We start from the raw sequence: 24,119 nt of genomic DNA, 5'->3' as shown, positions 1-24,119 counted from the left end.
CCCGATGCGCGGGTCTGTCAGTGTGCGATTTCGATGGCCGCCAGCGCGGCGTTGCCGGAAACGCTGGTGAAATCGAGCTTGAGCCGTCCGTCCGTCACGGTGATCGGGAAGCTGCGGACCACTTCCTTGAGCGGTGCGCCCGCTGCCTTCAGCAGGTTGATGCCGGAGATCGCGACCTGGCCGTTGGCAGTGACGGTCAGGGCCTGGTCGGGCGAAGGCGTCTTTCGCGGCTCGAACAGGCGCAGCGTCACGGTCCAGCGGCCGTTCGGCAGCGGGATGTCGTAGGCATAGGCCGTGCCGTCGCGCCAATAGTCGAACAGCGCCGGATCGGCAGCCTCCACCTTGCGGATCGGGGCCATAGAGCGCCCGCCGAAGCCGACGAGGTTGAGCACCACCGGCTTGCCGCCCTTCACGAAAGTATCCGATCCGAAATGCCGCGCGCCGAGTTCCAGCCCGGCAAGGCTGCCGGCATTGATGCGCAGGCCCGTGCGATCCGGATCCGGCCCGTTCCACGAGGTTCCGTCGCGAATGGTCTGCCCGGCCACATCGGCCGAAACCGTCGCGGCATTGGCACCGGGGCGCAGCGCCACGTTCTTCCACTCGCAGACGAACTGCGGGCAAGGCGCCTCGCCGATGACCTTGCCGTTCATCGTGAGCGTGGCGGAAGGCGCGGTAGTGTAGGCCTTCACGTCCATCACCGGATAGGCGCGATCGACATAACGGGTGCCGGCGAAACGTATGGCGGGCTTGTCGGCCCAGGCGATCTTGTAGAACCAGAAGGCGTCCTTGCGCTCCTTGCGGTCTGCCGTGACCAGGCCCTTGTCATTGAGGTCCACGGCATCGCCTTCGTCCCGCAGGTCGCTGGAGAAGTCGAACATGGCCCAGACCCAGCTTGCGAAGATGAAGTTGCGGCTATTGATCGAGGGCCAGACCTGCTCGTGCACCCAGGCCTGATATTCCTCCGGATGCGGGCGGCCGACAAAGTTGACGAAACCGTTCAGCACGTCGTCGCTATGCTGGCTGATCGCCCCGCCCGCGCCATATTCGGTCAGGGACAACGGCAGGGCGGGATGTGCCTTGTGGAACGTGTCGAGCGTATCGCCCAGATCCTTCCGCGCCTCCAGCGGATTGGGATAGTACCAGCCGTAATAGCGATTGTAGCCGATCAGGTCGGTGGTTCCGGCCAGCTTCTCTCCGGCGGTCTGCACCAGGCTGAGGCCTTCGCAGCAGTCGGCAAAGGTGGTCGGCCTATCGGGGTCTTCCTGCTTGGCGATGGCATTGAGATGCTGGAGCAGGGCGAGCGGCTTGGGCGGATTGCCTTTGACGCCGAACCCCTTGGCGGAATCCACTTCATTGCCCACCGACCACATCAGGATGGCGGGGTGGTTGTAGCTCTGGCGGATCTGCTCGCGAAGCTGCTGTTCGGCATTGGCCCAGAGGCTGGGCGAGCCCTGTCCCCCGGAAAGACTGGGCGCGGTGACGTAAGGCAGCTCCGCCCAGACCACCATCCCGGCCCTATCGGCCAGATCGGACCATAGGTCGGCGTGCTGGTAGTGCGCCTGCCGGATCGTGTTCGCGCCGAGTTCCTCGATCAGGGCCATGTCCTGCGCATGTTGCGCCGCCGTGAGCGCCCAGCCCGAACCAAGCGCATCCTGATGGCGCGATACCCCGCGCAGTTTGACGTGGCGACCGTTGAGCGAGAAGCCGGCATCGGCATCGAAGCGGAAGGTGCGCAGTCCTAGCGGCTGCGAGACGCGGTCGAGGATCGTCTTTCCGTCTGCAAGGGTGGCCGTCACCGAATAGAGGTAGGGATCGGTTCGTCCGTCCCAGCGGTGCGGGCGTGCGATATCGAGACGGACTCTGGCTTCGCCGGTGCCGGATGCCAGGGATACCGGCTGGGTGGCACGGGCAACGACTTTGCCTTTGGCGTCTCGGATCTCGGTGGACAGCGACAGGCGGTCCCGCGCGGCTCCGGAATTGCGCAGCCGGGTCAGCACTTCGACGCTCGCCTGTCGGTCGGTGATTTCGGTAGCCCGCGCGTAGACGCCGGGGCCGCCGAAATCGAGCGGGTCGATCGATGTCGCGGGCAGTTGGAGCAGCGATACCTCGCGGTAGATGCCGCCATGCACGAAGAAGTCGCCCGAAAGCGGAATGACCTCGGACGTGCTGCTGCCCGGCTCGGGCTTGGAATTGTCCGCGCTGACCACCACGAGATTGCGCTCGCCCGGCCTCCAGGCATCGGTCACGTCGAGCCGGAAGCGGGAGAACGCGCCCTTGTGCGTGCCGACATGACGGCCATTGACCCACACTTCCGCAATCTTTCCGACCGCCGCGAAGTCCAGATACTGCCTGTCCCCGGTGCGCGACTTCGGGGCCTGGACCCAGAGGCGATACCAGCCCACGCCCTGCCGGTTGTCGGTCTCATCGCCGCGGCTCAGCGCGTAGGCGCCGATATGGTTCCAGCTGTGGGGGACGGAGACTTTGTCCCAGGCGCTGTCGTCGAAAGCGGCTTCGGTTACTGTCTGGCCTTCGTTGCCGAAGCGGAACCGCCAGCCTTGCGAAAGGTCCATCGTCGCGCGCGCGGAGTCAGGCCTGGCGTTGGTTTCGGCAGGCGCGGCCGCCACCGGCGCGGCTCCGAGTATGCTTCCCGCCATCGCCGCGCAGAGGATTGCCGCAGCGGCCCGTTTGAAATCGCTCATCTCTTGCTCTCCCGAATACCTTGCATCCGTCTGCGGACTGTTCTGGCCATTCACCGGTCCGCCGTGTAAGCAGCAGACGGACGCAGCAGACGGACAGGGCCGATCAGCCCGGACGGACGCAAGGGCGCGTCCTTTCGATAGGTGGGTGTGGCCGTCCAAGACACTTTCGGCGTCCCGGCAGTATCGCCGGCTTGCGCGTCACCGATCAGGCGGTTCACCCAGAGATTGGCGACGCGGATTTGCAGCCGGTTCCTGCCCGGCTTCGCCACCGCGCCGATATCGACGAGATAGGGGCGGTGCCAGGCATAGCCGGCAAGCTGCCCGTTGATGCTGACTTCCGCTATCTCGCGGGCCTCGCCAAGGTCCAGGTAGAGCGGCGAACCCTTCTTCCAGCCGCGCGGGACGTCGATATGCCTGGTGTAGGTTGCCAGCCCCGAGAAATAGCGAATTGCCGGGTCGGGATTGTCATTGAGGGGGGCAAGCCGGGGCAGGCGCGTCGTGGCCGGCGCCCCGCGACCCGGCTCGAACGCGACGTCCCACGGACCTGCCAGAACGGCTTGCTCGACAAGCTGGACGGGGGCGATATTGCCATGCGTCTCGGTGGTGTCTTTCCGGAAGACAACGTGGACGGATTCGTCCGGCGCCAGCGTAAGTGCGACATGAGTCCTGCCGCCGCGCATTTCATAACCGACCGGTTCGGACCGGCCTGTCTCCGCGTGCCAGAGTTCCGGTACCTTGCCGGAGACCCGGAAGCTTGCCTCGATCGTCTCGGCGCGGTCCTTCTGGTTCGAGATGAAGTAGAGGTCTCCATCGGGCAATTTGCGATGGACGAAGGGCAGGTCGCTGTCTGCCTGCGCGCCGGTGAAGCTGAGGTCGGGGGACAGGTCGATCTGCATCAATGCCGATGCCAGATCGTCCGTGGCGATGACGCGCCCCTTTCCGACGCGAGCAGGCCCCACGCCCGTGCCGGACGATCCCGGCCAGAGCAGGTCCAGCAGCTTAGTGTAGCGTCCGGGGTTCGCCGCAATGCCGGGCTCGTCGCCTGGACGTCGACCGATGACCGTGGCGCCCCGCTCCACCAGGCTGGCGATCTTCTCCAGCACGGCAAGGCTCATGCGGTTGGATGAGCCGCCCAGGAAGAGCACCCGGTAGCGCGCGCCGCCGGAGCTGACGATATCCGCGCCGTCCGTGTCCATTGCTTCCAGAAGCGCATCGGCGTTCACGAAGTCGAAGGCATGGCCGGCGGGAATGCCGGATACCACCTCGTCTCCGAACAGCGCCGTCAGCGGTGCTTCCTCGCCATGGAAATAGGCGATGTCGGCAAGGTTCCGGCCCTGCTGCAAGAGCAACGCGTTGCGGGCGATATAGTCCATCCACGGACGCGCGAGCGCGCCCCAGGCTTCGTTGCGATTGAAGTCCTGCCCGAAGATCGACATTCGCAGCCCCGGCTTGCGATCGTCTACCGGGACGTGGACCGAGGTATGGATCACCGGGCGATTGATGCCGCTCGCGAACTCCAGGTCGATCATGCGCTTGAGTTCTGCCGGACCGTAGGACCAGGGCGAGAGCATCGACGTCAGCGACTCTGCCGCAACGAACTTTCGGCCATAGATGTGCGCGACCGAGGCAGCCCCCTTCATGTCGGCGAGATAAGTCCGCTTGGGTCCGCTGGCGCGCGGAAACGACCACATGGCGGCCATCGGAACATCGGCCGATTTGCGCATGGCCATGTCGTCGCCGAGTTGCGGGCGATGATCTTCCAGCGCCTCGCCATAGACGATGAGGCCGTTGTCATGGGCCGCCTTTGCGATCGTGCCGTAATGGTCGCTGGCGAGCAGGTCTGCCAGGGTCCGGCGAAAGTCGTAGAGGAAGCGTTCGCTCTGGCTGCGCGATCCTACGATCCTGCCGGTGAGGGCGGGCAACCAGGGAAGTGGGTCGTATCCGCGCAGGCGGGTGAACCGTTCGATCATGCCCGGCGTCCAGTTCGCGGCGCCCACCTCTATGCTGTCGGTCAGGATGGCGCGGATACCTCTCGCCCCCGTCAGTTCCTGGCCGACCGCCTCCCGATAGGTGGCGAGATAGTGATCCATGTAGCGCCGCACCGCGGCACCGTCGTACTTGTCCACTTCGAGCCCGGTCGCTTCCAGCGGGGCGGGGTGGTTCATCGTGCCGACAAGCGAATAGCCGAAGCGGATGACGTGCCATCGCCCTTTCGGCGCGGACCAGTCGAGCGTCCCGTCGGCGCGAAGGCGCCCGGTCAGGTCCAGGATCCTGCTGGGAGGCGTACCCGTTACATCCGCGAGCCCCTTGTCGAGGGCGTAGTAATCGGGAACGATGTCGAAGCCCGCCTTGGCCTCGGCGCGGTTGACGCGATCGACCTCGGAAAGGGCCAGTTCGCCGATGCGGATGGTCTTTGCGGGCTTTCCTCCGGAAAACCCTGCTGCGAGCGCGGAGAGATCGACGCCGGGCGGCGGGGGCGCGATGTTCGGAAGGCTGCTCGCTTCCTGAAATGCGATACGGAACCTGCTGGCCGTAACCGGCTGGAAGGCCACTGTCGTGGGTACCCGTGCCAGCGGGATTTCGGATATGGATGTCCACTCGCCATGGCGGGTTTCCGCTTCCAGCCTTGCCTTGAGATTGGCGCCGATGAACTTGCCCGCGCCATCGGGCACGAACAGGCTCAGCGAACGCATGGTGCGCGGGCGGGCATAGTCCATTTGCAGGACGGTCATGCCCTTTGCGGCCTTGGGAAGCTCCACGGCGGATTCCAGGTTTCCATCCGTGAGCGGCTCGCCCGCGATGGTCTGGCCGGTGCCGTCGACGTAGGATGCCGGCGCGGGCTTGCCGCTTTCGGCAGCGGGAAAGGCCAGCACCGCGACGTCCCGGTAGAACGGCGATGGAACCGGCGGCGCCTTCTCGTTGATCGTGGAATTGGTGCCGGACTTCGCGGCGATCGATTGAAACGGGCCGGTTACGGACGGCGGCGATGGGAGCCTGTGCAGGGAGGCACTGCCGCCCTCGATCGTGGCTTCGCTCCAGACCAGTTTCTTCATGCCGTCTGCGGGGGGGACCCAGGGGCCGCCGGTTTCCGACCATCCCGGCGATGAAGCGATGGCCAGCTCTATTCCCAGCCGGTCCGCTTCCCTGGCCGCAGACCTGAAGGCCGATTTCCATGCCGGGGTCATGTAGACCAGCCGCTGGTCGACGATCTGGGGGCTTTGCAGGTTGACGTCGAAAGTCTGCGCCCCGCCGATCCCGACCTGCTTCATCCAGGCGAGATCCTTGAGCAGGCCGTCTTCGGTTATATTGCCGTCGATCCAATGCCACCAGACGCGCGGCCTGGCATCCATGGACGGATCGCTGAAAGCCTCTTCCAGATTGTCCGAGATTTCCGGCTTGGGAGCCTCCCGCCTGGCCGGGGCGGCATCCTCACCCAGTGCAGGCACGGCGCATAGGGCAGCCGACAGCAGCAACGCCCGTTTCACGGAACTGCCATCGAGCCGGAACGTCGCTTCCTTCATCGTGATGCCTGCCTCGCATGCCTCGGGCGACATGGCTGCCGCTTGCGCAGGCACTCATGCGCTTTCTCCCAGATCGCATCTTTGTGCGACGCACTGGCGCTTAAATATTGCTTTCAGACCTGTCAATCCAATGCTCGATTTTGGTCGTCCACTTTCTCCCGGCGATCTGCCGCGCTCTAGCAGCTTGGGGCGGCAAAGCAGGCTCTGTCCAACGGATTTGAGCTCCCAGGGGGCGCGGAACCGCTAGCCGGCGAAGATAGCGTCTCCACGATCAGGTTCATGCTTGAGCCTTGACGCACCGCTCCGTCAGCAAGTATGCGACAGTGTATCGCGTAAAGTTGGAGTCGGCTTCTCGCGACCGGCAATGCCGGCCGACACGCCGATGCCGAGCCGCGGCAAGAGCTGAACCATGTGCAGGAGAGGGCCTGGAAGATGGCATCGATTATCGTTGTGGGCGCGTCCGGAGAGGAAACGGCCGTTGAGGCCAGGCCCGGTCAGACCGTCATGGAAGTCATAAGGGACGCGGGTTTCGATGAACTGCTGGCGCTGTGCGGAGGCTGCTGCTCCTGCGCCACCTGTCATGTCCATGTCGAGGAGGGACAGGGCGCGCTCGATCTCGGTGCGATGAGCGACGACGAGAACGATCTGCTGGATTCGTCCAACCATCGGGACGGCCGGTCGCGCCTCTCCTGCCAGTTGCAGGTCACCGATGCGCTCGACGGGCTGCGCGTCAGGATCGCGCCCGAAGATTGAGAGATACCAAGCCCCTGCGGGAAGCCGGGGCAGCAAGGAACAGGAGCAGGAACAATGACTGAACTGGCGGATCGGGATTACTTCACCGACCACGAGATCCTGGTGGATCCTTATGCCTACTTCGAGGCCGTGCGCGAAAAGGGCGCGATCTATCAGCCCAAGGGCAAGGACTATCTGATGGTCATGGGTTTCGAGGAAACCCTTGAAATCATGCGTAACTCAGACGATTTCTCGGCCATCATCGGTCTTCAGGGTGCCTCCGCCCCGCTGCCGTTCGCAGCGCAGGGCGGCGATATCACGGCCGAGATCGAAGCCCATCGCGATGAATTCCACGGCGGCGATCTGCTCGTCAATCTGGACGACAACACCCACCTCCAGCTTCGTTCGCTGGTCAACCGCCTCTTCACGCCGTCACGGCTCAAGGCGAACGAGGAGTTCATCCAGGCCTATTCGGACGAACTCGCGCGCGAAGCCGTCGCCAACGGCAAGGTCGAACTTGTCGGCAAGATCGCGACGCCGTTCGTGACCCTGGTCATCGCCGATCTCCTGGGCATTCCGGCGGAGGATCGCCAGAAGTTCATGGACATCATCCAGGACGCTCCGCCGCCCGGCAACCTCGATGGCGAACTCGACCTCGACGCCGAAGACCACCCCTTCATGATCATGGGCGGCTACTTCGCGCAATATGTCGCGGATCGGCGCGCCAACCCGACGCAGGACATCCTCTCGGAACTGGCCAATGCGCGCTACCCGGACGGCACGCTTCCCGACGAGATGGCGATCGTCAAACTCGGCATGTTCATGTTCGGCGCGGGCCAGGATACCAGCGCGAAACTGCTGGGCAATGCGATGCGCTACATCGTCGACCAGCCTGGGTTGCAGGATCGCCTCCGCGCCGATCCGTCGCTGATCCCGGCCTTGATCGAGGAAGTCCTGCGTCTCGAAGGCTCGACCAAGCAGACCGCACGCCTGGCGCGCAAGGATACCCGGATCGGCGATCTGGAGATCAAGGCCGGGACGAAGATCATGCTGGCGATCGCGGCGGCCAATCGCGACCCCCGGCGCTGGGAAGATCCCAAGGCCTTCAAGCTCGATCGTCCGAAGATCCGGGAACATGTCGCTTTCGGTCGCAGCGCCCACACCTGCGCGGGGGCACCGCTGGCCCGCGTGGAAGTGCGGGTGATCCTGGAAAAGCTGCTCAAGTATACCTCTGACATCGACCTCGATCCCGCCGTCCACGGACCGCGCGGCGCCCGCAAGCTCGTCTTCGAGCCGAGCTTCATCATCCGGGGGCTTGCCGAACTCCACCTCAAGCTGACTCCGGCGGAAGGCGTGGATCTTGCCTCCATCGGGCCTTCCGTCATCCAGAAGAGCGAAGCGCCCGTGCCGCCTTCGTCGCCGGCCGCTGCGCCCTCAGCTGGCTATTCGACCGCAGTAACGAAGCTGGCCGTGCTCCTGAAGGACGCGGCGGCGAAGGAAGTGCTCGACAGGCACTTCCCCGGCATCACCACGGACAAGCGCATCGGCATGGCGAAATCGATGACCTTGCGGGCGATCCAGAAGTTTGCCCCCGGGCAGTTCACCAACGAGGCGCTCGACGCTGTCGACAGCGATCTGGCGGGCCTGCCTGCCCAGTAAAGGCGTGTAGTTAAGCCCGACGACCGGCACTGTTCGCAGGGCGAGGCGGTGCCGGATCTCCAACCAGATAAAGAATTCGCCGGGGCGAAGGGTCAGGCCGATCGATGCTGGATCGGCTTGACCAATGCGATACAGTGTCGCATTAAAAGCGTGTAAAAAATAGTCATGGGAAGGGGAATCGATGCGCATGAAGAGGGGTCTTGTGCTTGCCGGGGTCAGTATGACGGCCATGTCGGTACCGGCTTACGCTCAACAGGCCGAGCAAGCGGCGCCGGTGGTCGCCGCCGGCACAGAGGCATCGATCGCCAATGAGATCATCGTCCAGGCGCGTCGTCGTGACGAAAGCCTTCAGGACGTGCCGCTGGTCGTCAATGCGGTGACGGCGGATACGATCGACAAGCTCAACATTCGCAACTTTACCGAGATCGGTTCAGTCGTACCGGGCCTGCAACTGACGCCCAACGCGAATGGGATCGGAACGTCATCGTCGATCCGCGGCGTCAACCACGATGTCAACGTCAGCGCCGAGAACGGCACGATCCAGTATTATCGCAACGACGCCCCGGTACCTTCCAACTTCGTATTCCAGACCATGTACGATGTCGGTCAGATCGAAGTGCTGCGCGGGCCGCAAGGGACGCTGCGCGGCCGCTCGACGCCGTCCGGCTCGATCACCGCGACCACAAGGCTCCCCGACCTCGTCCAGCCCGGAGGCTACATAACGGGTACGTTAGGATCGGGTTCTGCCTCGAACCTCAACGGCGTGCTGAACATTCCGATCGTGGAGGATGTGCTGGGCATCCGGGTGGCCGGACTGCACAAGTTCGACCGGCTCAACCGCGTGACGAGCATCAACAGCGATGTGAAACCGCGCAGCGAGACCAATGCGATCCGCGCGACGGTTCGCTTCGAACCGGCGCAATGGCTGCGCTTCGGCTTCCTTTACGAAGGCATGCAGAGCAAGGCCCTGCGGTATGACCAGGTTCGTTCCGTAAGCGACTACAATCCCGCCTATACGCCTTCGGCGAATGCGCCGGATTACGGGGAGATCGGGCTGGACGACTACCTGTCGGTGCAGTCAAGGCCGAGCACCGTCTCGCAGAAGTTTCAGTTCTACAACTGGAATGTCGAAGCGGATGTCCTGGGGCAGCGCCTCGTCTATGTCGGGTCGCGCACCTCGCAGAAGTATCACAGCTTCGGCGTACGCGATCTCGCCAACTTCTTCCCCGACCTGGCGATCGGACAGGAAGCCGATACGCGCGGAACCACGTCCAGCCATGAGGTTCGACTGCAGAACCAGGACCGCATTGCCGGTCTGTTCGACTATGTCGTCGGCTATTTCCAGTATGCGGTTCCGTCCCGCACGATCCTGAACGACAGCAGCATCACCCAGTTGCGGTTGGCGGGGCTGGGGATCCCGATCGCCACCCCCAGCGTGACCGACACGCCGATCTATCTTCCCAAGGGCACGCCCAAGGAGGAATCGTTCTTCGGAAACCTGACGCTGCATCTTGGCGAGGCGACGGAACTGTCGGGAGGTTTGCGGCGCATCCACTTCACGGACTTCCGCGACGGCCTGTTCATCGGCTGCACGCCGGACATGTACCAGGCCGGGTCGTGCCGGCGGCAGAACGGCACGCAGTCGGACGTCAAGGAAAATACCACAATCTACAGCGCCAGCATCAAGCATCGCTTCACGCCGGGGCTCATGGTCTATGCGGCCACCGGTAGTTCCTGGCGTCCGCCCGTCGTCGCGGTCGGCAACTTCACGAATGCCCCCTATACGCCGAACGAAGTCGCCCATATCGCGCTGCCTTCCGAAAGTTCGAAGTCATACGAAATCGGCGTGAAGTCGGACTGGTTCGATCACAAGCTGACCTTCAATCTCACCGCCTATCACCAGAAATTCAAGAACTATCCCTACCGTGCGGGCGGTGCCGGCATTACCTATATCAACATCAACTCGGCCGGTGCGCCCACCGTTGGCAGCTTCAATTTCGTGAGCGCCGTGCCGGTCAAGGTAAACGGTGTGGAGGCCGAGCTTGCCTTCAATCCGACCCCCCGCCTGAGCTTCGGCGCGACCGTGAACTACGCGAAGAGCACTATCGGCAATGCGTCGCTGGCCTGTACCGATGCCTTGAACAACCAGACCGGAGCGGTCGGTTCGGACGGCATCCCAGATACCGTCACCCCCACGCTTGGGCAGATGGAGCAGGCCTATGGCGACGAACGTCTGGCCGTGTGTCCCGGCGGCGGCCAGAGCGCGACATTCCAGCCCAAGTGGACCGGCGTCCTGCGGGCCGAATACAACCAGCCGGTCGGAAACGACATGGATGCCTACTTGCGCGGGCTGTTCAGCTGGCGGGGCAAGTCCAAGACCGATCCCAACAATCGGTTCGACGACGTGGGCGCCTATGGCCTCTTCAATCTCTACGGTGGCCTGCGCTCGGCATCGGGCGCGTGGGAAGTCACGCTTTACGCCAAGAACCTCTTCGAGACGACCAAGCTGCTCAGCCAGGACGATGTAGCCCAGTTCACGTCGGTTACCGATGTGTTCCTGGCGCCGCCGACCTTCAGCGTCGCGGGTATCGGGTCTACCGTCTACAACAGCCGCTACGCCGGTGTGACGGCCACCGCTCCGCGCGAATTCGGCGTGACGTTCCGCGTGGCGATCGGTTCGCGCTAGGGCGTTCTCCGAAGAACTCCGAACCTGGAGGGTTGCAGGTGCCTGGCGCCTGCAACCCCTTTTTTTGGAATGAGCAATCTCAATCAGGCGCCATGATCGACGTCGAAATCAGGCGGAACAGGATCCTGGCGACCTCCGATACGCTATAGGCACCTTCCGGCTGCCCAACCCACCAGGCCAGCGTTTCCGCAATGAGCGTTGCCGCGCAGATCGTGCCGAGGTCTCGCGGAAGCCATTCGTTGAGCGGCGTTTCGGACTGCGCCACGATCATGGAAATGCGCAACCATTCCTCGCGCATGGCTCCGCCGGCGCCACCGTTGAGAAGGATCGACCAGAGCCGCCGGTGGTCTTCGACGTATTGGCAGAGGGCCCGGAAGCCGCTCTCGTAGTCCTCGGCATGGCGAATGGACAAGGTCAAGCGGTTGAGGTGCGCGATTTCATCCTTGGCGATCGCGTTCAGCAAGGCTTCCTTGGTCTGATGATGCCGGAAGAAAGTGGCGTAATGCACTTTCGCCTCCGCACAGATGTCGCGAACGGTGATCTGATCGAACGGCTTGTTCTGCAGAAGCGTCAACATCGCTTCCTGAAGCGCCTGCGCGGAGCGGAGCGCGCGCGCATGTTTCGATCCGGCCGAGGCTGGCGGGGGTGTGGTGGGCAAGGCGGCATCGGTCATCGCGACAATGTGACGCAGGAACCCCTTCCATCGCAAGGCTTCATAGTCGAACGTCCATAGGTTGAGGCTATGGCAAATCCAATAATCATTATTTTACGAATGATGCCGTTCTGCGTTAAATCGCACTCAAGCCGAACAATAGAGCGCGGGAGAGAGAGCGATGCGGACCCTGATCCGTCAGGTTTCCATTTTCGATGGTAGCGGTTCCCCCCGGCAAGCCGGAGCGGTCCTGGTGGAGGGAGAGCGCATCGTGCGCGTCGCCTTCGGCGGAGACGCGCTGGACGGCGAGAATGCGGATGTGGTGATCGAAGGGCGTGGCATGACATTGATGCCCGGCCTCGTGGACGCGCATACCCACCTGACCTGGGGCTCGTCGGTAGAGAAGATCTACCACCAGTTCATCCTCCCTCCCGAAGAACTGAAAATTGCCGCCTGGCGCAATGCGCGGGTGCTGCTGGACCATGGTTTCACCTCGATCTACTCGGCCGGCGCGCTGGGCGACATGATCGAGCCGGAACTCGCCCAGGCCATTGCGTCGGACGAGACGCCGGGGCCGCGCATGGTGCCCTCCACGCTGGAACGCAGCCCGGAAGGCGACGAAGGCGTCGATACCGGCGATGTGTTCAACGGTCGCGGGCCGGATGCGATGCGCCAGTTCGTGTCCTATTGCAGGGACGAGGGCGTCCAGTCGATCAAGCTGGTGGTTTCCGGCGAGGATGCGCTGAAGCCGAATTCCGCGATGGACGTGCTTTATACCCGCGAGGAAATGCTCGCGGCCGGCGAAGCCACGCGCGAGGCGGGGATGTGGATCGCCGCGCATACCTATTCGCCGGAAGCTATCGGCCTTGCCCTCGATGCCGGAGCGCGCATCCTCTACCACTGTTCCTTCGCCGACGACGCGACGGTGGAGCGCATGGCGGCAGACAGGGACAAGTTCTTCTACGCGCCCGGCCCCGGGGTATCGATCGCCGCGATCGAGGCCAGTCCGCCGCCGCATATCGACATGACGCACATGAAGGCCAGCGCCAATGTCCGCATGGGGCTGGAAGGCAAGCTGGTGCCCGAACTGAAGGCGCGCGGCGTGCGCATCCTGACCGGCGGGGACTACGGCTTTCCGTTCAATCCGCACGGGCGCAACGCCCGCGATCTGGAGCATTTCGTTCAGCACTACGGCTTCACCCCCGCAGAGGCACTGCGCTCGGCCACCCAATACGGTGGTGAGCTGATGGGGCTGGAAGTCGGGCTGGTGAAGGAAGGCTGGTTGGCCGACCTCCTGCTGGTCGACGGCGATCCCACGGCGGACGTTGCGATCCTTCAGGACAAGGATCGGCTGAAGATGATCATGAAGGGCGGCGCGCTCTACAAGGCGCCGGCCGAAATCGAACCGAGTTAATGATCAGGTTTTTTAGGGGCTAAAACGATGTCGTGCGACGTGGTTGTCGTAGGCTGCGGCCCGGTGGGCGCGCTGGCCGCGAACCTTCTCGGCCTGAAAGGGCTCAAGGTGCTGGTTCTCGAACGGGAACTGGAACACTATCCGCTGCCGCGCGCGGTCCATCTCGATCATGAGATGATGCGCCTGTTCCAGTCCGCCGGGGTGATCGATCGGGTGGAGGGCGACATGATCGCCACCGACGGCCACCTGCATGTCGGCGCCGACCATGGCGTGATCCGCTACATGGGCACCGTGGGCAAGCCGCGTCCGTTCGGCTGGGCGAACGACTACTTCTTCTACCAGCCCGAACTGGAAGCGCACTTGCGTGAGGGTTTTGCCGCGATGCCGAACGTCGCGCTGAAACGGGGCGCCAGCTTCACCGGGCTGACGCAGGACGCGGACGGCGTGACGGTCGATTATCTCGATCGGGACGAACCCCGCACCGCGCGGGCCCGCTGGGTCATCGCCTGCGACGGCGCGCGCAGCGGCGTCCGCAAGGCGCTCGGCGTCGAACTGGACGATCTCGATTTCGAGGAGCCCTGGCTGGTAGTCGATGCCGAAGTCGAGGGACCGGTCGCGTTCCCGCCGCTCTCCGGCGTGCCCGAAGGCGCCGATCTCCAGCGCCTGTCGGTCATGATGTGCGATCCCTCGCGGCCCGCCACCGTGGTCCCCGGCCGCCGCGATCATCGCCGGTGGGAGTTCATGCTGCTTCCCGGAGAGGACGATGTCGCGATGTCGGCGCCCGAGAAGGTGGCCGAACTGGTCGGCGCGTGGATGGCGGAGGTACCGCACAGGATCGTGCGCGCCGCGACTTATCGCTTTCACGGTCTCGTCGCCCACCAGTGGCAGGTCGGCAACGTGTTTTTGGCGGGAGACGCCGCGCACCAGACGCCGCCGTTCTTCGGGCAGGGCATGTGCCATGGGTTGCGCGATGTCGCCAATCTGGCGTGGAAGATGGACGCGGTGGCCAACCACGGCGCCGATGCTGCGGTGCTCGACACCTACCAATCCGAGCGCGACCCGCATGTCCGCGCGGTGATCGGCGCCGCCGTGGCCGCAGGTCGCTATATCTGCGAACTGGATCCTGCCGAAGCCGCTGCACGCGATGCCCGCATCCGTGAGGAAGCGCGCCAGAAGTCCGGCGAAACCGCGCATGATCTGATCCCGGCAATCGTCGAGGGCGTGGTCTTGTCCGGCACTTCCGGCGCGGGCGTTCGCTTCGTGCAGCCGGTGCTGGCCGATGGCCGCAAGCTGGACGACCTGACCGGCGGCGGCTGGCGCCTGTTCGTTCGCGACGACGCCGTTCCGGGCAGCACCGAAGGCGTGCCCCGGATCGGCGCAGACACCCTGCCGGACGATGGCGCGATCACCGCATGGCTGGACGACCATGGCGTCGATGCCGTGCTGGTTCGCCCCGACCACTACGTTTTCGGCACCGCCAGTCACAGCGCCGAGGATTTGCTTGCGGCCCGCGCGGCCCAGCTTTTCAGCCATCAGGAGCTTGCCGCATGACTCTCACTCTGGCTCAGGCCCAGACCATAATCATCGGCACTCTCGCCGAAGCGCGCGCCCGCGATGCCAAGAGGCTGGCAGTGATCGTGCTTGACGCGGGCGCGCATCCGGTCGCCTTCGCGCGCGAGGACGGCGCCAGCCTCTATCGCTTCGACATCGCCAGGGCCAAGGCCGAGGGCGCCGTGGGTATGGACGCGGATAGCGCCGTCCTGGCCGAGCGGGCCAAGGGCAACCCCGTGTTCTTTCAAAGCGTCGCCGCTGCCGTCGGCGGACGCATCGCGTTCTCACCGGGTGGGGTGGTGATCCGCGATGCCGCGGGCACTCTGATCGGCGCCGTCGGCGTCAGCGGTGACACCGGCGAGTGCGACGCCGACTGCGCCCGAGCGGGTATCCGCGCGGCGGGACTTCTTCAGGAGCAAGAGCCATGAAACTGCGCAGCATCGAACTGGCGCTGCCCGATCCGGCCGCCGCCGCCGCGTTCATGACCGAAATCTGGGGCATGGCCGACGCTGGCGTCGAAGGGGAAACGCACTACCTGCGCGGCTCCGGCACGTTCCCCTACCTCGTCGCCTTCGAGAAGTCGGACGACGAATTCGTCCGCTCGACCACCTTCGTCTGCACGGCCGGAGAACTGGAAACGCTGAAAGCCCGCGTCGCTACCGCAGGCTGGACCGCCAGCCCGACCCGGAGCGACGACCTGGGCGGCGGGCACGGCGTGCTGGTCGAACTACCCGAGGGCACGATCCTGCGCTTCCTGGTGGATGCCGCCGAAGTCGAACCGATCGTCGGGCGCGACTTGCCGGTGAAGCTCACCCATGTCGTCTTCAATGCGGCCGATGCCGAAGCCTGCGGTAATGCCGTGGAAGATGTGCTGGGCTTCCGCGTGTCCGACCGGACAAAGGGCATGGTCTTCGTGCGCTGCAACGACAGCCACCACTCCACCGCCTTCGCCCGCGCCGGTTTCGCCTCGCTCAACCACGTCGCCTTCGAGATGGAGGACATGGACGCGGTGATGCGCGGCATCGGCCGGTTGCGCGACCATGCGCTGGTGCCTGCCTGGGGCCCCGGTCGCCACGGCCCCGGCGCCAACGTCTACGCCTATTTCATCGCCCCGTTCGGCCCGGTGATCGAGTTCTCGACCGCCGTGGAGAAAGTGCCGGACGACTACAAGGTCGGCGCGCCGGACGATTGGACCTGGCCCGCGGGCCGCATCGACCAGTGGGGCATGTCCGACAAGGATTTCGAAGGCTTGCGCCGCGCCGAGGAACGCTTCCGCTTCCGCCGCGACTGGGAAGCCGCGCCGCTCTGACCATTTGACCGCCGCCGCGCGAGACGCGGGGGCAGGGGAGACTACGCATGAACCGTTACATCAGCTTCGAACGTCCCGATGGCACCAGGAGCTTCGGCCGCCTGGAAGAGGACAAGGTGATCGATCTCGGCGCAACCGGCGCGGACGCATGGCTGAAGGACATGCTGGCGGGCGACCTCGCCGCGCTGCCCTCGACGGGCGAGTTCGCGCGCGATGCCGTCACGCTGCTGCCGGTGGTGCCGAATCCGGAAAAGATCCTCTGCGTCGGCCTCAACTATGCCACCCACGTTGCCGAGACCGGCCGCGAGCAGAAGGAGCACCCGGCGATCTTCACCCGCTGGGCCGACAGCCTGATCGCCGACGGCGCGCCCATGGTCCGCCCGCCCGAAAGCGAGCGTTTCGACTACGAGGGCGAACTCGCCGTCGTGATCGGCAAGCCCGGTCGCCGCATCGCGCCTGAGAACGCATGGGAGCACGTCGCCGGTTTCGCGCCGTTCAACGATGGGTCGATCCGCGACTGGCAGCGCCACAACATCCAGTTCACCCCCGGCAAGACCTGGCCCGGCACCGGCGGCTTCGGGCCGTCGATGGTCCCCGTTTCGGACGTCGAAGACCTCGCCTCGCAGCGCGTGCAGACCCGCGTGAACGGCGAACTGGTGCAGGACCAGCCGGTGTCGGACATGATCTGGGATATTCCCACGGTGATCGCCTACTGCTCCACCTTCACCGACCTAAAGCCCGGCGACGTGATCGCCAGCGGCACCCCCGGCGGCGTCGGCGACAAGCGCAAGCCGCCGCTCTACCTGAAGGCCGGGGATACGGTGGAAGTCTCGGTCGGCGTGATCGGCACCCTTTCCAACCCCGTCATCGACGAAGCCTGACGGGTCGCAATAACCAGCCATAACAAACGGCAACGACAATCAACTAGGGGAGAGATCAACATGAACACCATCAGCAAGTTCACTCTGCTTTCCGGCATAGCCCTCGGCGCTTTCAGCGCGCCTGCCATGGCCCAGGAGGCCGCGCCGTCGCCAGCGCCTGAAACGCAGTCGGTTTCGGGAACCGATATCATCGTCACCGCCTCGCGCCGGGCCGAGCGTCTCCAGGACGTGCCGATCGCGGTTTCCGCCATCACCGGAGACCAGCTTACGGAAAGCGGCTTCCAGAAGCTGACCGATATCCAGTACCAGTTCTCGGGCGTGCAGTTCGGTTCTTCGCCCAACGATTCCGGCTTCCGTCTGCGCGGTGTCGGTTCGGCGGGCGGCTTCTCCAGTTCTTCGGAGCAGAACGTCGGCACCGTGGTCGATAACGTGGTCATTCCCTTCGGCAACCCGATCAACAGCCTGGGCGATCTGGAGCGGGTCGAAGTTCTCAAAGGCCCGCAGGGTACGCAGTTCGGCAAGAACGCCTCTTCCGGCGTGATCAACATCACCACGAAGAAGCCGGACGCCTCTCGCTTCTTCGGCAAGGCCTTCCTGAGCTATGCGCAGTTGAACGAAGTCAACGCCAATGCCAGCGTCAACGTGCCGGTTTCGCAGAATTCGGCGCTGGCGGTGTTCGGCTTCTATCGCCGCAACGACGGCTTCCTCAAGAACGTCTACCGCGACGAGACCTGGGGCGGCGAGGAAAGCTACGGCGGCCGTGCCAAGTTCTTCTTCGAGCCCAGCGACGACCTTTCGATCTACCTGATCGGCGACTATTCGAAGATCAGCCGCAAGGGCCCCGGCCAGCTCTGGACGCTCAATCGCCTGCCCAGCTTCGCCAACCCGCTCATGGCCGCGCGGTTCGACAACCTGACCGCGCTCGGCGTTACGGCGGGCTTCGACAACACCAAGTCGGTGGAAGACTACGCCGGTTACTCGTCGGAGCAGAACTACGGCGCCTCGCTTGAGATCAACTACGCGCTGGGCGACTATAACCTGACCTCGATCACGGCATACCGCCGTCTCGACGAAGGGCCGCAGGTCTTCGCCATCGACGGCTCCAGCGTTCCGGTATTCACTGCCCAGCAGACCGGCACGGACCAGTCGTTCCTCTCGCAGGAACTGCGCATCAGCTCGCCCAGCGGCAGCCAGCTCGAATTCACCTCGGGCGTCTATGCCTCACGCCGCAAGGTGGGTGACGACAATGACTTCAACCGCGCGCAGCTTCGCCCGGCCAATCCGTTCCAGAGCTTCATCGTCAACATCTCGGGCGGGCAGGGCAACACGCAGACCCGTTCGGACTCGCTGGCCGGCTTCTTCGACGGCAAGTTCCACGTCTCCGACCAGTTCAGCCTGATCGGCGGCCTGCGCTATCAGTACGACTGGGTGAAGGCATCGTATTTCTCGATCATCGATCCCAACTTCGCGCCCGCCACGCCTGCCGCCGATGGTTCCGGCTTCGTCACGCCATATACGCCCACGGCGCTCCAGACCGGCAGCACCAAGAAGGGTTCGTGGTCCGGCCGTGGCGGCGCCGAGTTCAAGATCACGCCTGACGTCATGCTGTTCGGCACCATCGCGCGCGGTTACCTGGGCCCGACGGTGACCTTCACCGGCCTCACCGGCACCCGCACCAACGTGAAGCCGCAGACCGTCCGCGACATCACCGTGGGCATCAAGTCGCAGCTGTTCGACAAGGCCGTGACCTTCAACGCCAACCTCTTCTACGACAAGTACAAGAACCTCCAGACTTCGGTGTTCAACGGCGTGGAATTCGTCACCGAGAACGCCGGTGGCTTCACCGCCAAGGGCTTCGAGATCGACGCCTCCTGGCGCGTTTCGCCGGTGCTCTCGTTCAGCGGCGGGTTCACTTATTCCGACACCAAGTTCACCGACTATGTCACCGCCTGCCCGGAGGACGTGAAGGCCGGATATTCCTGCTTCCTGGCGGCGGACGGCGTCACCAGCCTGGTCCAGGCCAAGGGTGAGCCGCTCTCCGGCGCGCCAAAGTACAGCGCCACGCTGGGCGCGGACGTGAAGCTGCCGATCAATGACAATCTCCAGTTCGATACCTCGGCCAATATCTACTACCGCAGCCGGGTGCAGTATGCCGTCGCCAATGCCTATGCCTATCAGGACGGCTACGGCACGATCGGCCTCAGCATGGGGATCGGCCATCCCGACGGCAACTGGCGGATCGGCGGCTTCGTGCGCAACCTGCTCGACCAGCGCTTCCACGCCTCCGTCATTCACCTGCCTTTCGCGGACTCCGGCGCCTATGTGAACTGGCTGACGCGCGAAGGCCGCCGCACCTTCGGCATCCAGGCCGAAACGAAGTTCTGATCGGATCCGGCCGGAGCCGTAAACAAGGTTCCGGCCGCATTCTTCAACCGCCCGTCAGAGGCACTGAAGCAGGGGTGATGATGCAAGTTACACGCGCAATCGCGGCGCTGGCGCTTTCGGCCATGGCAATATCCTCCCATTCCGCCATCGCCGCTCCGAACTGCCCGGCGCTGCGCTGGACGACGCTGGGCACTGCGGGTGGCCCGGTGCCCACGGCAGAACGGTCGGAACCGGCCAATCTCCTGACGATCGGGGAGCGCCGGATACTCGTCGATACGGGTGACGGCACCGTCGTCCAACTCGCGCGGATCGGACTGGACCTGGGCGCGATCGACACGGTGTTCATCAGCCACAACCATCTCGATCATACCGGCGGGCTCGCCGCCGTGATCGGATTGCGCTGGATGAACCAGTTCCCCGGCGCCCTGACCGTCTACGGCCCGGTGGGCACGCGGGCGGTGGTGGAAGGTATCGTCGCCTCGCTGGCGACGCCGGGAAGCATCGGCTTCGGCCTCGGCACCCCGCCGCCGCGTCCTGAGGATTCGGTGCGCGTCATCGAACTTGCGGACGGGCAGGTGCTCGACCTCGGGCAGGGGGCGAGCGTCAAGGTTGCCGCCAACAGCCACTTCGACCATGACGGCAAATCCGATCCGAACAACACGTCCTTTAGCTATCGCTTCGCACTCGGTAGCCGAAGCGTGACTTATACCGGCGATACCGGCCCCAGCACCGCCGTGACCGCGCTGGCCAGGGGCAGCGACATGTTCGTCACCGAGATCATCGCCCTCGACGCCCTGCTCGGAGAAATCCGCACGCGCCGCAAGGACGCTTCGCCCGAGATGCTCTCCGGCATGGAGCGGCACCTCTCGACCCATCACCTGAAGCCCGAAGCCGTCGGCGAGATCGCGGCACAGGCCGGTGTGGGGCGTGTGGTGTTGACGCACTTCGCCGTCCCGCCCGGCCCCTTGCCGCATTACGAGCCTTCCATTCGTGCGGGGATCGCCACGCGCTATGGCGGCCCGGTCGATCTTGCGCGCGATCTCCAGAGCTTCGACGTGGGGTGCAAGCCATGAACATTGCCGCCCGGCTGCGACGTGAACAGATCACCAGCGGCGTCATCAATCTGGTCCTGAGCGCAGGGTTCTTCTTCGCCGTCTTCGGGTTGGCCAGCCGCCCGCTGCACTTCGCCGCGCCTGACAATTTTGCGATCGACTTCTTCCCGCAGGCCGCGGCGATCGCCCTGATGTCCTCGCTGGTGCCGCTGCTGGTGGTTTCGGCAAGCCTGCGCAAGGCAGGGGGGCGAACAGGCCCTATCTTCGTCGTGCGCACGGTTCTTGCCGTGGTGCTGGCAGGGCTGGCGAGCGCCGCCGCCTTGGCCGCATTCTGCCTGCTGGGGCCGTGGCGTGAGATCGACTGGCTCGTCGCGCTGATCGCGAAGCTGGTTTATGGAACGGGTTTGGGCGTGGGCGGCACCACGTTCGCGCTTACTCGCCTGTTCGCGCACCAAGGGAAGGAAATGGCATGACCGCACCTGAAACGGTAGGTGCCATCGCCGCGATGGGCACGAGGCTCGGCCCCGATATCGTCGCCGCCTGCCGGTCCCTGTTCGATGCCGAGCAGCGGGAGTTGGCCGACCGGGTCGCGCCGATCGCCGTCGACTGCGCCTATGGCCCCGATCCGCGCAACCGCCTGGATCTCTACGGCGAGGGCGGAGAGCAGCGACCGGTGGTCCTGTTCGTCCACGGCGGCGGTTTCCTGGTGGGCGACAAAGGTGGACATACAGGGGGCGGCGAGAGCGGTTGGGCCAATGCTCATGTCGGGCGCTGGGCGGCCGCGAACGACATGGTCGGCGCCGTGATGAACTACCGCCTAGCGCCCACGCATATGTGGCCCTCGGGCGCGGAGGACGTGGGCCTTGCCATCGAATGGCTGCGCGCGAACGTGGCGCAGCATGGCGGCGATCCGGAGCGGATCTTCCTGCTGGGCACTTCGGCGGGCGCGGTCCACGTATCGGCTTTTCTCAAGGCACGCGAGGATCACGCCGGGCTGGTTCGCGGCGCTGCGCTGCTTTCCGGGCTCTATGGCTTCACGCCGCTGGATGAGCGGGACATGCTCTATTACGGCCCGCAGGACTGCTACGACCTGCGCATGCCGCTGGGCGCGGTCATGGCGACGGGACTGCCGCTGCTGGTCGCTTGCGCCGAATTCGATCCGCCGCGCTTCCAGGCGGAGTGGGCCAGCCTGCTGCAAGCCCGGCTCGGCCGCCATGGCCACCTGCCGCGCGCGCACTACGCCTCGGGGCACAATCACTATTCCATGGCCATGCACCTGGGCACGTCGGACCGGCGCCTGTCCGACGAACTTCTTTCCTTCTTCGCCGATCATTCCTGAGGGGCTCTACCGATGACCAGAATTGCCAATCTCGACCGCCGAAGCCTGCTTGCCGCCGGTGTCGTGGCCGCCGCGGCCCCCGTCATGGCCCGCGCCGCGACCAAGCGGCCCGCGCCGAACTTCCCCAAAGGCTTCCTTTGGGGCGCGGCCACCGCGCCGCACCAGATCGAAGGCAACAACATCGCCTCCGACCTCTGGTTCGTGGAAAACCAGCAGCCGACGATCTTTGCGGAGCCTTCGGGCGATGCGGTCAACAGCCTGGAACTCTGGGCGACGGACCTCGACATCGTGAAGTCGCTGGGGCTCACATCCTATCGCTTCGGCGTGGAGTGGGCGCGGATCGAGCCGGAGAAGGGCCTGTTTTCGCAGGCCATGCTCGATCACTACAAGCGCATCGTCGAAGGCTGCCACGCGCGCGGTCTTGCGCCGCTCGTCACGTTCAACCACTTCACCGCACCGCGCTGGTTCAGCGCGCAGGGCGGCTGGAGCAACCCGGAATCCGCTCAACTCTTCGGCCGCTATTGCGACAAGGTGGCCCGTGCCATCGGCGCGGACATCGCCATGGCCATGACGCTGAACGAGCCGAACATCCTGCTCATCCTCAAGAACATCCTGCCCCCGCCGGTCTGGGACATGCAACGCCAGACCCTTGCCGCCGCCACCAAGCGGCTGGGCGTGGAGCGCTTCCTCTGCGCCAATGTCGCCGGAAAGGAGGACGTGGACGTCATCGTCAAAGGGCAGATGGCGGGGCACAAGGCGGGTCGCGCCGCGATCAAGGCGGTACGCTCCGACCTGCCGGTGGGCTTCACCCTCTCGGTGCTGGATGACCAGGCTTCGGGAAAAGCCTCGATGCGCGACAAAGTGCGTGCCGAACTCTACGGTGATTGGCTGGAGATCGCCAAGGGAGACGACTTCATCGGCGTGCAGAACTACGAACGCGCCGTCTGGAACGACAAGGGCCGTCTGCCCGCGCCCGAAGGCAGCGATCGCAACTGGTCCGGCACCGAAGTCTGGGCGCCTTCGCTCGCGGGTGCGGTACGCTATGTCCACGGGGCGACGAAGGTTCCGGTGCTCGTCTCCGAACACGGCGTCGGCACCGACGACGACAGCTTGCGCGCGCGCTTCATCCCGGCTGCGCTGGAAGGTCTGAAGCAGGCGATGGACGAAGGCGTGCCGGTGCTCGGCTATATGCACTGGTCGCTGCTGGACAACTACGAGTGGATCTTCGGATACAAGCCCCGCTTCGGCCTGTGCAGCGTGGACCGAAAGACCTTCGCGCGGACGCCCAAGCCAAGCGCGAACGTCCTCGGCGCGATCGCGCGCCGCAACTCGCTGTAACAACTAGCGGGCGGGCGGGAGAAAGCCTGCCCGCTCCAGCGCGGCGACGGAATCGCGGGCAACGGGTGCTTTCTCTCCGTTGATCAGGACGATGGTGCGGTTGCGGCCATTGGTTTCCATCCCGGAAACCGCGCTTTCTGCGACCCACCACCCCCGGTGAACCTGGTATCCGGGGCAGTCGGCCATTTCCGGGATGGCATCGCGCAGTCGCATCAGCAGCAGTTCGCTGCCGCGCACCCCGTGGACGCGAACGTAGTGGTCCTCGCTTTGCAGCGCGAGGATCGGGCCTTCGAAGGCTGGCCCCAGGCGCGCGAGCAGTCTGGGGCGTACCTCTTCGCGATCCTCGACCGGCGGCACGCCGGCGATTTCCGGCGCGGGAGAAGGAGCGCGATCTTCCGATACCGTCGGCCGAACCGGCGCGTGTTTCCGGTTGGCCAGCTCTCCATCGATCCGCTTGGCAGCGACGACCACAGCCAGAATGGCCGCCGCGCTGAGTATGGCAAAGGGAAGAAGCCCCGCAAATCCGCCAAGCGCCTGGAAGAACATGCTCGCTCCCCATTCCCACACCAGCGCAAGCGGGAAGCTGGCTAGCAGCACGCCCCAGCAGATCAGGGCGCCGCGGGGTATGGCCGTCGCGTCGGCCAGCACTGCCAGGAACCATATGGTGGGCCTCACCAGAACGTAAGCGCCCATCAGGTGAGCAAACCAGTTCCACACCCGCGTCGGGAAATCGGCTTCGAGATAGGTGCCGAAAGGCCCGAGAAAACCCACGACGGCCGCCAGCATCACCATCGCCCACAGTTCGAGCAAGCCTCTCCGCGCCCAGTTCACGCTGTCTTCCCTTCCCGTTCACGAACCGTGAACCGGCAAAAGGACGCAAAACCGAGGCGTTGGCAAGAGG

Annotated in this window: 17 protein-coding genes; 13 read left to right on the top strand and 4 right to left on the bottom strand. The window is 64.8% G+C overall.

All coding sequences use genetic code 11. The annotated features are described in order from the left end of the window. Positions 1–17: 17 nt before the first annotated feature. Both ACI3K3_RS02805 and ACI3K3_RS02800 read right to left on the bottom strand, forming a co-directional pair. Entirely contained in the window at positions 18–2,699 is a 2,682-nt protein-coding gene (locus tag ACI3K3_RS02805; RefSeq protein WP_404911889.1) for a glycoside hydrolase family 2 TIM barrel-domain containing protein, read from the bottom strand. A 50-nt stretch (positions 2,700–2,749) separates the two neighbouring features. Next, on the bottom strand, positions 2,750–6,274 hold the full coding sequence (locus ACI3K3_RS02800; protein ID WP_404911887.1) for a glycosyl hydrolase: 3,525 nt from the start codon (positions 6,272–6,274) through the stop codon (positions 2,750–2,752). Positions 6,275–6,652: 378 nt separating this feature from the next. On the opposite strand from ACI3K3_RS02800, the gene ACI3K3_RS02795 reads away from it, so the two are divergent. From ACI3K3_RS02795 to ACI3K3_RS02785, 3 genes are all read left to right on the top strand, one after another. Next, positions 6,653–6,973, top strand: coding sequence for a 2Fe-2S iron-sulfur cluster-binding protein (locus ACI3K3_RS02795; RefSeq protein WP_404911886.1), 321 nt, complete (start codon positions 6,653–6,655; stop codon positions 6,971–6,973). Positions 6,974–7,027: 54 nt separating this feature from the next. After that, positions 7,028–8,611: a cytochrome P450 gene (locus ACI3K3_RS02790; protein ID WP_404911885.1), complete on the top strand. Its 1,584-nt coding sequence runs from the start codon at positions 7,028–7,030 to the stop codon at positions 8,609–8,611. Positions 8,612–8,798: 187 nt separating this feature from the next. Beyond that, a complete protein-coding gene (locus ACI3K3_RS02785; RefSeq protein WP_404911883.1) occupies positions 8,799–11,297 on the top strand; it encodes a TonB-dependent receptor in 2,499 nt (832 codons plus the stop codon). A gap of 79 nt (positions 11,298–11,376) precedes the next feature. Here ACI3K3_RS02785 and ACI3K3_RS02780 read toward each other — a convergent pair whose 3' ends face one another. Continuing rightward, complete coding sequence (locus tag ACI3K3_RS02780; protein ID WP_404911881.1) at positions 11,377–11,970, bottom strand: TetR/AcrR family transcriptional regulator; 594 nt, start codon at positions 11,968–11,970, stop codon at positions 11,377–11,379. 160 nt (positions 11,971–12,130) lie between these two features. On the opposite strand from ACI3K3_RS02780, the gene ACI3K3_RS02775 reads away from it, so the two are divergent. The 10 genes from ACI3K3_RS02775 (at position 12,131) to ACI3K3_RS02730 (ending at position 23,218) form a co-directional block, all read left to right on the top strand. After that, complete coding sequence (locus ACI3K3_RS02775) at positions 12,131–13,363, top strand: amidohydrolase family protein (RefSeq protein ID WP_404911879.1); 1,233 nt, start codon at positions 12,131–12,133, stop codon at positions 13,361–13,363. Positions 13,364–13,390: 27 nt separating this feature from the next. Then, complete coding sequence (locus ACI3K3_RS02770; RefSeq protein WP_404911877.1) at positions 13,391–14,914, top strand: bifunctional 3-(3-hydroxy-phenyl)propionate/3-hydroxycinnamic acid hydroxylase; 1,524 nt, start codon at positions 13,391–13,393, stop codon at positions 14,912–14,914. Then, positions 14,911–15,342 carry a heme-binding protein gene (locus ACI3K3_RS02765; protein WP_313435278.1) on the top strand — a complete coding sequence of 144 codons (432 nt, stop codon included), beginning with the start codon at positions 14,911–14,913 and terminating at the stop codon, positions 15,340–15,342. Before ACI3K3_RS02770 ends, ACI3K3_RS02765 begins: the two co-directional genes overlap by 4 nt. Then, entirely contained in the window at positions 15,339–16,223 is an 885-nt protein-coding gene (locus ACI3K3_RS02760) for a VOC family protein (protein ID WP_404911874.1), read from the top strand. The genes ACI3K3_RS02765 and ACI3K3_RS02760 overlap by 4 nt, the downstream gene beginning before the upstream one ends. A gap of 47 nt (positions 16,224–16,270) precedes the next feature. Then, complete coding sequence (locus ACI3K3_RS02755; protein ID WP_404911872.1) at positions 16,271–17,104, top strand: fumarylacetoacetate hydrolase family protein; 834 nt, start codon at positions 16,271–16,273, stop codon at positions 17,102–17,104. Between the two features lie 60 nt (positions 17,105–17,164). Further along, the gene (locus tag ACI3K3_RS02750; protein ID WP_404911870.1) at positions 17,165–19,489 is read left to right on the top strand and encodes a TonB-dependent receptor; all 2,325 of its coding nucleotides are present in this window, start codon (positions 17,165–17,167) and stop codon (positions 19,487–19,489) included. A gap of 80 nt (positions 19,490–19,569) precedes the next feature. Further along, positions 19,570–20,562, top strand: coding sequence for an MBL fold metallo-hydrolase (locus tag ACI3K3_RS02745; RefSeq protein WP_404911869.1), 993 nt, complete (start codon positions 19,570–19,572; stop codon positions 20,560–20,562). After that, on the top strand, positions 20,559–21,014 hold the full coding sequence (locus tag ACI3K3_RS02740; protein WP_404911867.1) for a hypothetical protein: 456 nt from the start codon (positions 20,559–20,561) through the stop codon (positions 21,012–21,014). Before ACI3K3_RS02745 ends, ACI3K3_RS02740 begins: the two co-directional genes overlap by 4 nt. After that, positions 21,011–21,880: an alpha/beta hydrolase gene (locus ACI3K3_RS02735; protein WP_404911865.1), complete on the top strand. Its 870-nt coding sequence runs from the start codon at positions 21,011–21,013 to the stop codon at positions 21,878–21,880. The genes ACI3K3_RS02740 and ACI3K3_RS02735 overlap by 4 nt, the downstream gene beginning before the upstream one ends. Before the next feature lie 12 nt (positions 21,881–21,892). Next, positions 21,893–23,218, top strand: coding sequence for a family 1 glycosylhydrolase (locus ACI3K3_RS02730; RefSeq protein ID WP_404911863.1), 1,326 nt, complete (start codon positions 21,893–21,895; stop codon positions 23,216–23,218). A 3-nt stretch (positions 23,219–23,221) separates the two neighbouring features. Here the strand turns inward: ACI3K3_RS02730 and ACI3K3_RS02725 are convergent, their stop codons facing one another. After that, a complete protein-coding gene (locus ACI3K3_RS02725) occupies positions 23,222–24,049 on the bottom strand; it encodes a LytTR family DNA-binding domain-containing protein (RefSeq protein WP_404911861.1) in 828 nt (275 codons plus the stop codon). Between the last annotated feature and the right edge of the window lie 70 nt (positions 24,050–24,119).

Source organism: Novosphingobium sp. ZW T3_23, from assembly GCF_044987305.1.
GTDB lineage: Bacteria > Pseudomonadota > Alphaproteobacteria > Sphingomonadales > Sphingomonadaceae > Novosphingobium.
This window is presented reverse-complemented; position numbering and strand designations above follow the sequence as displayed.